At 64.0% G+C, this 13,587-nt stretch carries 11 protein-coding genes and 1 pseudogene; 6 read left to right on the forward strand and 6 right to left on the reverse strand.

The genetic code is table 11. The annotated features are described in order from the left end of the window. Positions 1 to 127 precede the first annotated feature (127 nt). The 6 genes from GPT33_RS12130 (at position 128) to GPT33_RS12155 (ending at position 5,424) form a co-directional block, all read left to right on the forward strand. On the forward strand, positions 128 to 1,177 hold the full coding sequence (locus GPT33_RS12130) for a thioredoxin fold domain-containing protein (protein ID WP_296809300.1): 1,050 nt from the start codon (positions 128 to 130) through the stop codon (positions 1,175 to 1,177). Positions 1,178 to 1,536: 359 nt separating this feature from the next. After that, positions 1,537 to 1,785 (forward strand): hypothetical protein, encoded by a 249-nt coding sequence (locus GPT33_RS12135; RefSeq protein ID WP_296809302.1) that lies wholly within the window; start codon positions 1,537 to 1,539, stop codon positions 1,783 to 1,785. Between the two features lie 24 nt (positions 1,786 to 1,809). Then, a complete protein-coding gene (locus GPT33_RS12140; RefSeq protein WP_296809303.1) occupies positions 1,810 to 2,187 on the forward strand; it encodes a hypothetical protein in 378 nt (125 codons plus the stop codon). A 73-nt stretch (positions 2,188 to 2,260) separates the two neighbouring features. Then, on the forward strand, positions 2,261 to 2,758 hold the full coding sequence (locus GPT33_RS12145; RefSeq protein WP_296809305.1) for a DUF2919 family protein: 498 nt from the start codon (positions 2,261 to 2,263) through the stop codon (positions 2,756 to 2,758). A gap of 117 nt (positions 2,759 to 2,875) precedes the next feature. Continuing rightward, on the forward strand, positions 2,876 to 4,087 hold the full coding sequence (locus tag GPT33_RS12150; RefSeq protein ID WP_296809307.1) for a YbfB/YjiJ family MFS transporter: 1,212 nt from the start codon (positions 2,876 to 2,878) through the stop codon (positions 4,085 to 4,087). Beyond that, complete coding sequence (locus GPT33_RS12155) at positions 4,084 to 5,424, forward strand: MFS transporter (RefSeq protein WP_296809309.1); 1,341 nt, start codon at positions 4,084 to 4,086, stop codon at positions 5,422 to 5,424. Before GPT33_RS12150 ends, GPT33_RS12155 begins: the two co-directional genes overlap by 4 nt. 120 nt (positions 5,425 to 5,544) lie before the next feature. Here GPT33_RS12155 and GPT33_RS12160 read toward each other — a convergent pair whose 3' ends face one another. The 6 genes and pseudogenes from GPT33_RS12160 to GPT33_RS12185 all read right to left on the reverse strand — a co-directional run. Continuing rightward, positions 5,545 to 6,237, reverse strand: coding sequence for a BON domain-containing protein (locus GPT33_RS12160; protein WP_296809312.1), 693 nt, complete (start codon positions 6,235 to 6,237; stop codon positions 5,545 to 5,547). 61 nt (positions 6,238 to 6,298) lie between these two features. After that, complete coding sequence (oadA, locus tag GPT33_RS12165) at positions 6,299 to 8,122, reverse strand: sodium-extruding oxaloacetate decarboxylase subunit alpha (RefSeq protein ID WP_296809314.1); 1,824 nt, start codon at positions 8,120 to 8,122, stop codon at positions 6,299 to 6,301. A gap of 53 nt (positions 8,123 to 8,175) precedes the next feature. Next, positions 8,176 to 9,594, reverse strand: a complete 1,419-nt coding sequence (locus tag GPT33_RS12170) for an acetyl-CoA carboxylase biotin carboxylase subunit (protein ID WP_296809316.1) — start codon at positions 9,592 to 9,594, stop codon at positions 8,176 to 8,178. A gap of 414 nt (positions 9,595 to 10,008) precedes the next feature. After that, positions 10,009 to 10,485 (reverse strand): DUF29 domain-containing protein, encoded by a 477-nt coding sequence (locus GPT33_RS12175; RefSeq protein WP_296809317.1) that lies wholly within the window; start codon positions 10,483 to 10,485, stop codon positions 10,009 to 10,011. Positions 10,486 to 10,642: 157 nt separating this feature from the next. Further along, the gene (locus GPT33_RS12180) at positions 10,643 to 11,986 is read right to left on the reverse strand and encodes a four-carbon acid sugar kinase family protein (protein WP_296809318.1); all 1,344 of its coding nucleotides are present in this window, start codon (positions 11,984 to 11,986) and stop codon (positions 10,643 to 10,645) included. A gap of 167 nt (positions 11,987 to 12,153) precedes the next feature. Then, a pseudogene (locus tag GPT33_RS12185) lies at positions 12,154 to 13,587 on the reverse strand (phosphoketolase); the annotation flags it as partial.

A 13,587-nucleotide genomic window follows, 5' to 3' on the forward strand; every position in this document is an offset into this window, starting at 1 on the left:
GCCGCGCTTTCCGGAAAACCATGCGCGTTCGGTACAAACCGCCCTGATGCCCTGACCGAGCCTTTCCCGACAGCCGCCCTCCCGGTTAGGATCCACAACCGACCGCACCCTACAGGAGACGATTTCGATGCTCGGCACGACACCGATATCCCCGCTAAGGCTCTTGCCTCTAGGCTTGCTGCTTGCAGCCCTCGTCGCAGTCCCCGCCGCGGCGCAGGATCAGACCCCGACCGGCGAGGTCACCGGCGCAAAGATGCTCAGCCATCCGAGCTGGTTCAAGGAGAGCTTTCTCGACCTCCCCGAAGATGTCGGTGAGGCCGCCGAATCGGGCAAACACGTCATCCTCGTCATGGAAATGAACGGCTGCCCCTACTGCTATAAGCTGATCCAGGAGAACTTTGCGACCTCTCCCTACCGTGACTTTGTCCAAGAGCATTTCGACGTCATCACCCTGAACACGAAGGGCGATCGCGAGGTCGCCGTGACCGAAGAGATGTCGATGTCCGAAAAGGAGCTCGCGGAGCTCTATCAGGTGCGCTTCACCCCGACCGTCGTCTTTCTGGACTCGTCCAACCGTCCGGTCGCGCGCGTCAGCGGCTATCGCAATCGCGATGACTTCAAGGTCGTGCTCGACTATGTGCAGGAACGGGCCTACCTGCAGCAGACGCTGAACGACTATGCCGCCGCCAAGCGCCCGAGCGAGGTGTACAGCTTCCGAGAGCATCCGCAGATCCAGACGATCGAGGATCTCGCGAGCGTCGCCGACCGCCCCCTCGCGCTCTTGTTCGAGGACGACGCCTGCGTGGCCTGCGATGCATTGCACGACGGCCACTTGGCCGACCCCGAGATCAGGGAAATCCTGAAGGGTCTGACCCTCGTGCGTCTCGACACCCGATCGGAGACACCCATCATCGATCCCATGGGCAACGCGACCACGCCAAAGGCGCTTGCCGAGTCTTTGGGCATTCAATACACCCCGAGCATCGTGCTGTTCGACCGGGGACGCGAGATCGCACGCATCGAGAGCATGCTCTACCGCTACCACTTCGGCGGCGTCTTGGAGTATGTGGCCGGGCGCCACTACGAACGTTACCCCGACAGTCCGTTCGATTATATCGACGTGAAGACCGCCGAGCTCACGGCAGCGGGCAAGGACGTCTCGATCGCCGACGAGTAAGGCGCCACTTACACCGCCGCTATGGGCGAGGCGGATCCGGGGCGTACCGCGCGACGCTGACCATCCAGGTCACAATGGCACGGTCCATGTGCGGCGAGTTCCTCTCATGGTCGAACAACGACGGAGTATTTTTCGCAAGTTCCTATCGTTAAGTGCAAACTTTGTTTTGGCTCGCAGAATGCTTCCTCACGGTCGAAACCACCGCTCGCAAGAACACGGCGACCGGCGGCGGACACAGACGATTCGGGTACCGGATCTCGAACACAGGTGGACCAAACCCGGGGCGACGCCCGGTTCTCGGGTCGAGGCCACCGCAGTCGGTCGCCGCGAGCGACCCGCACCACTGAGGAGCGACGGCCATGCTCTCCGTTCTGGAGGAGAGGTTTCCACATGTCATCAAACGACTCCATCTCGTCTGGGGCGATCCCGGCACGTTTGACGCGATGTTCTCAGATCTCATGCTCGACAAACGCGGAGACCGTACCGGGTGGCCCCTCGATGCCTGGGCGGAGCTGAATTTTCTTCAGTCCGTGCATCACTTGGCGTACGGTGTCGCGCAATATCGAGCGTTTCAGCCCGACCCGTTCGACCCAAGTTGGATTCGATGAGTGTCAACCCGAGGAAAACGAAATATGCGAGCACTCAAGCGCACACGCGTGCAGACCACCCTGGCCGTGACCGGCGTTGTCATGCTGGCACTGTCCGGCTGCGGCGGCGACTTGGTCGCACCGGATAGCCTGATCGAAAAGCCGGGTGTAGAAGGGTTCTACAACCAGATCGCCAATGCTTGCGGGCATCATTCGCTCGGCAATCAGCCCCTGAATTACGTCATCAACATCAGCAACGGCGACGACAACGACTATTTCCTCGACGAGACCAGCAAGCTGTATTACGGTCGCATTGACCGAACGACCTACGCGACCGACATCAACGGATTCTTCCCGACGGGAACGAACACCGCTGCGTTGAACTGCATCTACGCGCAGCTCGACCAAGCGCCACCGCCTTGAGTTCGTGCGCGTTCCTGCCGGTGCGCTCTAGCCTCACGTCGGTCTCCCGATCCTCGTCCGGTGCGGAGGCGTGATGAGCGGGGCGCATCCCGAGCGCCGGCCGCGCTACGCCAGCCATCGCTACGACGACGACCTGCTCCTGAAGGTCTCGATTCTGCTTTGGCTGGCGCTGGTCTTCCTGGTGCGCCATTTGCTCCTCTTGGGGATCACCTTTCTGCCGACGACCGGGGAGGAGATCGATGTGCTGCGCACTCTCGTGCGGCCCGAGTTCGTCCTCGCCGATCTCCCGGCGGCCCTCGTCATGGCTGCGGGATTCAGACGGCGCCGACCCTGTCCGGACTGGGTGCGCCGAGTTTGGCGACGTGCACGGGAAATCCTCACGCTGTCGATCCTCATGTACCTCGGTCTCCTGGTCGCGGCCTTGGTAGGTTCGAGCCTGCCGCTGCGCGATGCGATCGACGAGCCGCTCTTGGTCTCGCTGCTGCTGAGTCTCGCGGTGGCGTTCTACCTCTGGCGCTCGCGCCTCGTTGCGGATGTCGTGCGGGACTGCCCCGGGCGCAACGACGGGTGACCACAGATCCGGCAGCGGAACGGCCATCGGCCGACCGGTGAGCCATCGGATGAATGCGATCGTCGAGGCCATCTGTTACATGTATGAAGCACGACGCGACCGACTACCGGAGCCAGGGTGAGACGCCCCGATCATCAACCAAGCCACTGGAGCGTTCTCGGATCCGGGATCTGCGCCCTGATCCTGACCTTGGGCGTGGCACGCTTCGCCTACACGCCGATGATCCCGATTCTGCACAGCGAGACGGGCATGGGCGAAGCCCTCGCTGGCTGGCTGGCCGGCTGGAACTATCTCGGCTACCTGTCCGGTGTCTTGATCGTGAGTCGACTCCGGGACCTTCGGATCAAGGACCGGCTGTATCGTGCCGGTCTCCTCTTGGCTGTGATCACGACCCTCATGATGGCGATGGGAGAGTCGCCGGTCCTTTGGGGCCTGAGCCGCTATCTGGCGGGGCTGAGCAGCGCCGCGGGGCTGATGCTGGGATCGGGCCTTATCCTCAACTGGCTGATCCGACATGATCATCGCAGCGAACTCGGGGTGCACTTCAGCGGGATCGGATTGGGGATCGTGGTCGGCGTCCTGGTGGTCGCCGGCGCAGGCCTCGTCTGGTCCTGGCAAGGCCAGTGGCTCGCCTTGACGCTCGTCGGCGCCCTTCTTCTGATCCCGGCCTGGCTGGGACTGCCCACGCCCGATCGCGGTCAGCCGCTCACGCCCCGCCACCTCGGCGCCGCGCCCGAACCCCGCGCATCCTGGTTGTGGCTGCTCCAAGGCGCCTATGTCTGCGCCGGATTCGGCTATGTCATCAATGCCACCTTCACGGTCTTGATCACCGAGCAGCAGCCGCTCCTGCAGGGCTTGGGCGATTGGATGTGGCTCCTCGTGGGCGTGGCGGCGATCCCGGCACCGATCCTCTGGGACCGCATCGCCCGCCGCTTGGGTTATCTGCGCACGCTCCAAATCGCCTACGGTCTGCAAATCGTAGGGATCGTCCTGCCGGTCGTGAGCGGAACGCTCCTCGCGGCGATCATCAGCGCCTTCTTGTTCGGCTTCACATTCATCGGCATCGTCTCATTGGTCCTCACCATGGTCGGCGTGCGCTATCCTGCGCATCCTGCGCAGATCATGGCGCGCTTGACCCTCGGTTACGGGATCGCTCAGATCCTCGGTCCCGTCCTCGCGGGCGAGGTCGCCGAGATCAGCGGAACCTTCGATGGATCCCTGCTGGTCGTGGCGGGATTGATGGTGCTGGGGCTCATCTGTCTGCAGATCATGACCCGGCTCGCACCGCATGCGCCGCCGAGCACACCAACCCATGAAGGGCCGACATGACGACACGCACCCGCGCATCGAAACGCGAGATCTTCGGTTGGGCGATGTTCGATTTCGCCAACCAGGCCTACACGTTGTTGATCATCACAGTCGTCTTCGGCGACCTCTTCACGCGTGTCATCGTCGGCGATGCGCCGGATTACCGCCTCGGCAATCTGCTCTGGAGTCTGGCGCTCTCGACGAGCTATCTCTTGGTGGTGGTCTGCTCCCCGGTGGCCGGCGCCATCATGGATTACACGGCGAGCAAGAAACGCTTTCTCTTCGCGAGCTATCTGCTGACGGTGGTCGCGACGGCGGCGCTCTATTTCGTCGCACCCGGCTATGCCCTGCTCGGCGTGCTGCTCCTGATCATCTCGAACTTCGCCTATTCGATCGGCGAGGCATTCATCGCCAGCTTCCTGCCCGGACTGGGTCCGCCCGAGGATCTCGGCAAGATCTCCGGATTCGGTTGGGCGTTGGGCTATGTCGGCGGCATGGTCTCGGCGGTCTTCGTGCTGCTGGTCTTGGGCGATGTCAGCGCCGAGAACTTCGAGCGCATCCGTTGGGTCGGGCCTTGGGCCGCCGCCTTCTTCCTGATTGCGGCCATTCCGACCTTTCTCTGGGTTCAGGAGCGCGGTCGGGCACGCGCCCTGCCGCCCGGAACCGGCATCATGCGAATGGGCATCGCAAGGGTCCGCCAGACGCTGACCCATCTGCGCACCCATCGCGATCTGGGCGTGCTGTTCGTCTCGGTCTTCTTCTCGATGAGCGGCATCTACATCATCATCGCCTACGCCTTCATCTACGGGGCGCAGGTCATCGGCTGGGACGCGTCGGTGCGCACGTTGATGTTCGTCCTGGTGCAGATCACCGCGGCCGTCGGGGCGCTCGGATTCGGATTCATCCAAGACCGGCTCGGGGCACTGCGGACCTATGTGATCACCTTGGTGATGTGGATGCTGGCGATCGCGCTCATCTACCTCACGCCGCTCCTGAGCGAGCTGGCGCGTGACGTCTTGGGGCGCGATTGGCAGGCGCAGTACATCTTTCTGGTGGTCGGCTGTGTCGCGGGGCTGAGCCTAGGCGCCTGTCAGTCCGCCACGCGAACCCTGGTCGGACTCTTCTCTCCGCTGTCGCGCTCGGGCGAGCTCTTCGGCTTCTGGGGCCTGTCGATGAAGCTTGCGGGAATGTTCGGTCTGCTTGCGATCGGGCTCCTGCAGGTCCTGGTGGGGCTGCAGACCGCGATCCTGTTCTGCGTGTTGCTGTTCGCGCTCGCCCTGGTTGTCGCCTTGCGCGTCGACGAGGGCCGCGGACGCATGGTTGCTGCGGCCCATGATGCCGGGGAAATCGTCTGGTAGGTCATCGGCGATGCCGGAAGCGGCTCGATTGATGCGCCTCGTCATGCGGATCGAGGGCCGTAGGGTCCGAGCGCGAATCTCAGGGTAGACAGCCGTCCGACGGTCCCTTCCGACCGGCTCTCACATCCGAGGAGCAACCACCAGCTCGTTCTCGACACGCTCGACACCTGCAGTGTCTGCCGCGATGAGGCCTGCCTCGCGCTTCTGTATCGATGTCGGGACTTGACCCTTCAGCGTGGCAATGCCCGAGCGGCTCGCCACACGGATGAGCGCATGGTCGATCGTGCGGTCGAAGCTCAAGGAGGCGGTGATGCGGGTAGTAATCCACGAATCGAAGACTCCCGGATCGGACTTGTCCGGTAATGGGTCGCCTTGATCGACGCGGCTCGCATCCGGATCGACGTCCAATCGATTGTCGACACCGACAACCCCTGCCATGCGGGAGGCGGTGCGGTGAGCCACCTCCTTCTCTCGCCAAGTGCGCACGACGCCTGTCAAGAGGACCCGCTCGTCGCCGACATCGACATGGATCGTTCGGCTGTTGGTGGTCTTGCTCCAAAGAAGGCGCAATTTGATCCTGGTCCCGGTGTCGGCCTGGTCGATCCAGCGGTAGAAGGCGACCTCGGTCGATGTGTTTCCCTCGGCTTCGGCAGCCCCATTCAACCCGCCCAAGGCCATCTGCGGCGCCGACGGCGATCCTTCTCGCGCAGGCTGCTCCGACGGATCCAGGCCCCAGGTCGCACCGCTTCCCGAGGACAGTGCCGCGGCGACGATCAAGCTCGCGAATCTGACGGTCAACCCGTCCGACGTCATATACGGCCTCTCCTCGGCAGGATCTCGAGTTGCGCGGACCTTGACTCTCGACAGACGCGGTTTAAGCCGCGCCGATTTCGAGCAAGACCTCGTTTGGATTCACCGCGTCGCCCTTGCTGACGAAGATCCCGGTCACGGTTCCGCCGATGGGCGCCTGGATCTCGGTCTCCATCTTCATCGCCTCGGTGACCAGGACCGACTGACCGGCCGTCACCGTATCGCCCTCCTTGACCAGGACATCGACGATGTTGCCCGGCATCGAGGTGGTCACATGGCCGGGCAGGGTCGGCTGCGGCCGTTTGCCGGCGATCGCCTTCTTCACCGCACCGTCCGCACCGCCGGTCAGGACGACCTCGTCCAGGGTCTCGACCAGGACCTCTTCGGGAATACCGTCGATGTCGAGATAGAAGTGACGCTCGGCAAGACCCTTATGACCGGCACCCGTCACCTTGACGTGGTAGGTCTCGCCATGCACGGCGATGTTGAACTCGGTCGGCGCGGCTTGGGCGCCGGCGGCGCTCGGCGGGGGCTCGAGCGGCTCGGGATGGAGGGTCCCGGCGGCGCGGTGCTCGAGGAAGGCACGGCCGATCTCCGGGAACATGGCATAGGTGAGCGTATCCTCCTCGGATGTCGCCACCGCGCCGATCTCCTCGACGAGGCGTTTGAGCTCCGGTTTGAGGAGGTCCGCCGGTCGACACTCGACCAACTCTTCGTTGCCGATCGCCTGCTGCTGCAGGGTCGGGTTGACGCGCGCCGGGGCGCGCCCGTAACGGCCCTGAAGATAGAGCTTCACCTCGTTGGTGATGGTCTGGTAGCGCTTCTCGGTCAGGACGTTGAGCACCGCTTGGGTGCCGACGATTTGAGAGGTCGGGGTGACCAGCGGCGGGTAGCCCAGATCCTCGCGCACGCGCGGGATCTCCTCGAGCACCGCGCTCATCCGGTCCAGTGCATTCTGTTCCTTCAACTGATTGGCCAGGTTGGAGATCATGCCGCCGGGAACCTGATTGACCTGGACTCGGGTGTCCACACCCGTGTAGTCGCTCTCGAACTGGTGATATTTCTTGCGCACCTGGTAGAAATACATGCCGACCTCCTGGATCGCTTCGAGATCCAGGCCGGTGTCGTAGGGGGTGCCCCGAAGCGCGGCGACCATACTCTCGGTCGGCGGATGGGAGGTGCCTCCGGCCATGGACGAGATCGCCGTATCGATGGTGTCGCAGCCGTTCTCGATCGCCTTAAGGTGACACATGTCGGCCAGCCCGGAGGTGGCGTGCGAATGCAGGTGCAGCGGCAGATCGACGCTGTCCTTCAGCGCCTTGACCAGATCGGCGGCGACAAAGGGCGTCAGCAACCCGGCCATGTCTTTGACGGCGATGGAGTCGCACCCCATCGCGGCAAGCTCCTTGCCCATGCGCACGAAGCCGGGCACGTCGTGGACCGGACTGACCGTATAACAGATGGTGCCCTGCGCGTGCTTGCCGGCAGCCTTGGTCGCCTCGATCGCGGTCTTGAGATTCCGCAGGTCGTTCAATGCATCGAAGATGCGAAAGACGTCCATGCCGTTCTCGGCCGAGCGCTTGACGAAGGCGCGCACGACGTCGTCCGAGTAATGCCGGTAACCGAGCAGGTTCTGACCCCGCAACAACATCTGCAAGCGGGTATTCGGCAGCGCCTCGCGCAGCTTGCGCAGACGCTCCCAGGGGTCTTCCTTCAGGAACCGCACGCAGGCGTCGAAGGTCGCGCCGCCCCAGCACTCCAAAGACCAGTAACCGATGGCATCCAGCTTCGGACAGATCGGCAGCATGTCCTCGGTGCGCATACGCGTGGCGATCAGAGATTGATGGGCATCGCGCAGAATGACATCGGTGATGTTGATCTTGGGCATGGTCTAGGTCTCGTCAATCGAGGCAATCAAATGATGTTCGGGACGGGCCCGGGCTAGAGACCCGCGTGCGCCGCGACCGCGGCAGCGAGGGCGGCGGCGATGTCTTCGCGGCGGCGCTTGGTCGAGTAGTTCAGAAGCTCCGGATGCGCGTCCAGGAATCCGGTATTGAAATGTCCGGAGCGAAAATCCGGATGCCGCAGGATCTCCTGATAGAAGGGGATGGTGGTCTTCACGCCGTAGAGCCCCATGTCGCGCAGTGCGCGGTGGCTGCGGTTGACCACGTCGTCCCAGTTGAGTGCCCAGACGATGACCTTGGCCAGCATCGAGTCGTAGTGCGGCGGAACGGTATAGCCGGTGTAGATGGCGCCGTCCGTGCGCACGCCTGGGCCGCCGGGGGCGTAGTAGCGCGAGATACGCCCGAAGCTGGGCAGGAAGTTGTTTTTCGGGTCTTCGGCATTGACGCGAAACTGGATGGCGTACCCACGCCGGCCGATCTCGTGCTGCTTGAATCGTAGCGGAAAGCCTGCCGCAACGCGGATCTGCTCCTCGACCAGATCCACACCCGTGATGGTTTCGGTGATGGTGTGCTCGACCTGGATGCGGGTATTCATCTCCATGAAATAGAAGCGACCGTCGTCATCCAGCAAGAACTCGACGGTGCCCGCATTGGTGTAACCCACGGCCCGCGCCGCAAGCACCGCAAGCCCGTTCACGTACTGGCGCTGCGCCTCGTCGAGCTGCGGCGAGGGCGCGATCTCGATCAGCTTCTGGTTGCGCCGTTGGATGGAGCAGTCGCGCTCGAACAGATGCACGCAGTTGCCGTGATGATCGCCGAGGATCTGCACCTCGATGTGTCGCGGGTTGACGACACAGCGCTCGAGGAAGACCTCGGCCCGGCCGAATGCCTTGGTGGCCTCGGAGATGACGCGCTCGAAGTTCTGGCGCAGGGCCTTGGCGTCGTCGCAACGGCGAATCCCGCGCCCGCCTCCGCCCGAGGTGGCCTTGAGCATCACCGGATAGCCGATCTCATCGGCACAGCGCAGCGCGGCGTCCAGGTTTTCGAGATTGCCCGGACTGCCCGGCGTCACCGGGACACCGGCCTTCTGCATCGCCATCCGCGCCTCGGTCTTGTCGCCCATGCGGGCGATGACCTCTGCGGTCGGACCGATGAAGGTCAGACCACGCCGCACGCAGGCGCGCGCCAGCTCCGGGTTTTCCGATAGAAAGCCGTAGCCGGGATGGACGGCGTCGCAACCGGTCGCGACGGCCAGATTCACGATGTTGTGGACGTTGAGATAGCCGGCCAGCGGATCGCTGCCGAGGCTGTAGGCCTCGTCCGCCTTCTTCACGTGGAGCGAATGACGGTCGGCGTCCGAGTAAATGGCCGCCGAGCGGATGCCCATCTCGGCACAGGCGCGAATCACACGCACCGCGATCTCGCCGCGATTGGCGATCAGGATCTTTCGAAGCATCGGTTTGCCTCTGGAGCGGCCGTCGAAACGGCCAAGGAAACGGGGCGAGATCGGCTCGCGTCTATGCTGCTGCGCAGCAATATAACGAATGGGGGGGATTCTGCAAGGGTTTCTATGACGGGATCAAACGTGCTTGGGCCGCTGCTGAGCACCGATCAGTATCGGAGATCTCTCACGGAGACACGGAGACACGGAGGAAAGATCTCGGATTCTCCGCGCCCTCCGTGTCTCCGTGAGAGTCCGGAATCCGATTATGACAACGACAACGAGTAGAGCCTTCGACCACTTTCCCTGGTTTCGGCTTTGCCGTTAGGTCCTTTTCCGGAAATCACCTAAACCGCGTGTCCACAACGGTCGGAAAAATCCTAGAGCCCGACACACAATGAAAACGACACATTTCACTTTGGACGCGGTTTAAGAACTCGGCCAGTAGCCATCGTCGAGCAGTTGGTCGACGGCATAGGGACAGTCAAGCGGAAACCTTGTATCGGGAAGCCCGGTTTCGGCGAGCGCATTGCGACGGGCAAGCGGGTAAGCCTTATCGATGAGAGCCGGTAAGGCCGGGCGCAGACTCGGGCTGTCTTCGAGGATCTCGGCAGCCGCCGCGCGGGCATTGTTGACCGAGAGCCGCCAACTCGGGCCACGTAACCCGGGCTGAAACTGCCATTTCAGAAGGTGCAGCATCAGATTGCCCAGATGGCTCGTCAGGGACCGACGCTCGCTCTTTCCCAAGTCATCCAACTCCTCGGCAAGGTGCAATGCGTCCACCTGCGAGAGACGGCCTGCTCTAAGTAAGGCGGCATTCGCCGCCGCCCACCCGACCAGGTCGTCGTCGTAGGCGGGATAGGACGCGCGAGCGTCATCCTGCACACTGGGTTGCGGTCTGGACATCGCTTGGCCCCGGATCATCGTGGTGACGCCACCGAGTATGGCCCGCCCCCATCCAGACCGTCAAACCACCAAATACGCAGAAAACATTCTCTAAACCGCGCCAACTGAGAGCTTTCTAAGCTGCCGTGAGGTCGCATCCCTGCAAAAACCGCGCGGATCACACGGGGCGCGGTTTAGAGCCGGCGAGGATCCGATAAGCCTCCGCCAGCGCCTCATCCCCGCCAACATTGCCCGGAAAGATCACCACCGGCAGATCCGGATAGCGCTGATGATCCTTCGGGCAGCGCACCACCGAGCAGCCGGCGCGGATCTGGCCGAGGACACGCGCGGTCCGCAGTGCCAGGCCCCGGCTCAGGGTGTCGTTGGAGGTGATGCCGCCCTTGCTGATCAGGAAGCCGATCTCCTGCGGCAGGTTCCGCACGATCGTAACCAGAAAACCCGAGACACGCGCACCGAAGGCGAGCCGCTCGGCCGTGCTCGGAAACTGTCGCTCGCCTCGGCTGGTAAAGAGCACGACACCGCGACCCTCCTGCTGAGCGGTCTCAAGCCGGCCGAGGAGATCCGTCAGCAGGACATCTTCGTCGGCGAACAGACGGTCCAGGTCGATCTCGACCGGGACAACGTCGGAGTGATCGATCAGATGCCTGAGTTGTCGAGTCGACTTCTCGACATGCGATCCCATCAGGACCACGCCCGCCCGCCCGTCGCGGACATAGGTCGACATGGCCGCCGGGGCGACCGGTTGCGGCGGGAGCGCGGCCAGTGCAGTGAGCAGGCTCGCCGCGCTGCGAAACAGGAAGCGCTTGCCCTGGCCTGCCGCGTCCAGGATCTGGCGGGCGAAGCCGTCGAGATCCGACTGACGCTCGGCGTCCACCACACCGCAGACGTTCCCGGTCAAGTCACGCAGCCGCGGACCCAAGTCGCCGCGGACATCCTCGAGGCTGAAGCGCTCGACCGCCTGCGCCCCGATGCGCCCGTCGGTCTTCTCCTCCACGTAATCGGGCAGAAAGGCGTGACTGAACCCGAACACCGAGTCACGGGCGAACTCGGTCTCGTTGACCGGTACCGGCACCCCGTCGACCATCAGGTAGTGAATGCCATCGCGCGTGATCCGCCCGCCCTCGAAGAATGCCGGCACCAGAAAGTGGGCATCGAAGGGGCCGAGCTCCTCGGCGATCACATCCGTCTCGACCGGATAATGGCCGCGCAGGGTGGAGTCCGAGCGGCTGACGATCAGCGGTTGGATCGATCGACCGTCTGCCTCCAGCCGATCCATCGCCGCACGCAGGTTCACGCAGATCTCGCGCGTCACCCGCGCCGCCTCCGCGGCGTCCATACCGCGGGTGTTGCTCAGGACGAAGAAGAGCGGCGAGGCATCGTCGAACGCCTCGAGCAGGGTCTGCGGATCCCAGCGCGTCAGCAGCAAACAGCCGTGGACGGTTTGGGACCCGGTCGGGTCGTCGTCGATGACGATGATCTTGGTGTTTGGGTGGCTGGTCATGAGGGTCATCTCCGCCCGACGCATGTTGGGGTTTTTGGCCACGGAAACACACGGAAGGACACGGACGAGGAGAGTCGTCTTTCTTTCCGTGCCTTCCGTGTGTTTCCGTGGCAACTTGATCTTTCGGCGCAAGCGCGTGGCTTGCGCCGATTACTGAGCATTTCCCGTCAGGCGGCGCTGTCCAGTGCCGGTCGAGCCGCCGTGATCAGGTCGCGGGCGCGACGGTCGAGCGACTCGGCGGTGATGCCGTTGAAGGCCATAATCTCGGCCGGGCTGGCCGTGGTCTCCCCGCGCTGCCATCCGAACAGATCACGCGCCGCCGCACGACTGCGCAGAAGCACCGGCTCCAGGGCGACCGTCCCGCCGCCGCTCACGCCGATCAGGGCATCGCCGTCGAAGAGCGTCCGGAAGTCCGCATCGGACATGAAACGGTCGTCCGGCTCTGCCGAATGGCGCCAGGCCACGTCACTCGGACGGTAGAGCCGACGCGGATTGACCACCGCCACGATCCGCACCCGATAGCCCGCGGTCTCCAAGGTCTCCTTGGCGGCGAAGACCGGCAGCGCCACCATGTCCCCGGTCACCGCGAAGACCACCGTCCCGGCCGGACCCTGTCCGGTATCGGCCAGACGGACGGCACCCTGCTCGATCGCCTCGCGCGCCTGCGCCGGGGTCGAATAGACCGGCAGCGCCGACTTGGAGGCGATGATGCTGATGCACTTGTTGAACTGCTCGGTCGCCCAGCCGTAAGCGGCCTGCATCTGATTGGCGTCCGCCGGATAAAGCAGATAGACGTTGCCGTTGCGCATCTGACCGCCGATGTAGTTCTCGATCTCGGGACGCTGATGGGTCCAGCCGTTGCGGCCCTGTTCCAAGGCGCCGGCGGTGAACATCGACACCACCGCCGGGGTCTTGCGCCGCAGCTCCGCCATCGCCTGGCCGACGGTTTGCACGATCGGCCAGCCGTTGATGGCGAAGCTCTCGTAGGACAGCCAGAGCGAGCGCCCGCCGAACAGGGCCAGACCGGCGGCGAAGCCCGCGCAGGCGTCCTCGCTCAGCGGCTCGTAGACCTGACCGATCGGGGACTGATTGTAGAGACCGTCCTCGGTCGGGTGGCGGATCTTCAAGGCGTCGTTGATCGCCTTCATGTTCGACGCCTCGTTGCCGTCGGCGTTGGTCACCACGAACAGCGGATCACGCCGACCCAGCTCGGCCACCATCTCGGCCATGGCGCTCGCCGGCACCGCCTTCTCGCCCACCGCGAAGGCGCGGGTCGGCAAGGTCCCGATGTCGCTCGGCACCCGCTCCGACTCGGTGACCGCGGTCTCGCCGGCCGGGCCGCCGCCGGCACGCTGCATGTTGGTCCGCACCAAGGCCCAGGCCTCGGGGGCCAGCGCGCCGCGCTCCAGTGCGGCGGCGATGTTCGGCTTGGTCGCGTTGTCTCCCGGATACAGATTGTGCGACTTCGCACCCGTGGCATGGACGCCCGCGCCCTTGAGCTGCTTGACGATGAAGCAGGTCATGGTGCCCCCGAGCGCGGACGTCTCGGCCTCCTGCATACCTTCGAGCACCGCGCGGGTGAATGCCGAACGGGCGGCGTC

The organism is Thiocapsa sp. (assembly GCF_011390875.1).
Taxonomy (GTDB): Bacteria; Pseudomonadota; Gammaproteobacteria; order Chromatiales; family Chromatiaceae; genus Thiocapsa.

Excerpts from the sequence above, each read along its gene's own strand:
- GPT33_RS12130 (WP_296809300.1), top strand. The coding sequence starts at position 128 with ATGCTCGGCACGACACCGATATCCCCGCTAAGGCTCTTGCCTCTAGGC.
- GPT33_RS12135 (WP_296809302.1), top strand. The coding sequence starts at position 1,537 with ATGCTCTCCGTTCTGGAGGAGAGGTTTCCACATGTCATCAAACGACTC.
- GPT33_RS12140 (WP_296809303.1), top strand. The coding sequence starts at position 1,810 with ATGCGAGCACTCAAGCGCACACGCGTGCAGACCACCCTGGCCGTGACC.
- GPT33_RS12145 (WP_296809305.1), top strand. The coding sequence starts at position 2,261 with ATGAGCGGGGCGCATCCCGAGCGCCGGCCGCGCTACGCCAGCCATCGC.
- GPT33_RS12155 (WP_296809309.1), top strand. The coding sequence starts at position 4,084 with ATGACGACACGCACCCGCGCATCGAAACGCGAGATCTTCGGTTGGGCG.
- GPT33_RS12160 (WP_296809312.1), bottom strand. The coding sequence starts at position 6,237 with ATGACGTCGGACGGGTTGACCGTCAGATTCGCGAGCTTGATCGTCGCC.
- oadA (WP_296809314.1), bottom strand. The coding sequence starts at position 8,122 with ATGCCCAAGATCAACATCACCGATGTCATTCTGCGCGATGCCCATCAA.
- GPT33_RS12170 (WP_296809316.1), bottom strand. The coding sequence starts at position 9,594 with ATGCTTCGAAAGATCCTGATCGCCAATCGCGGCGAGATCGCGGTGCGT.
- GPT33_RS12175 (WP_296809317.1), bottom strand. The coding sequence starts at position 10,485 with ATGTCCAGACCGCAACCCAGTGTGCAGGATGACGCTCGCGCGTCCTAT.
- GPT33_RS12180 (WP_296809318.1), bottom strand. The coding sequence starts at position 11,986 with ATGACCAGCCACCCAAACACCAAGATCATCGTCATCGACGACGACCCG.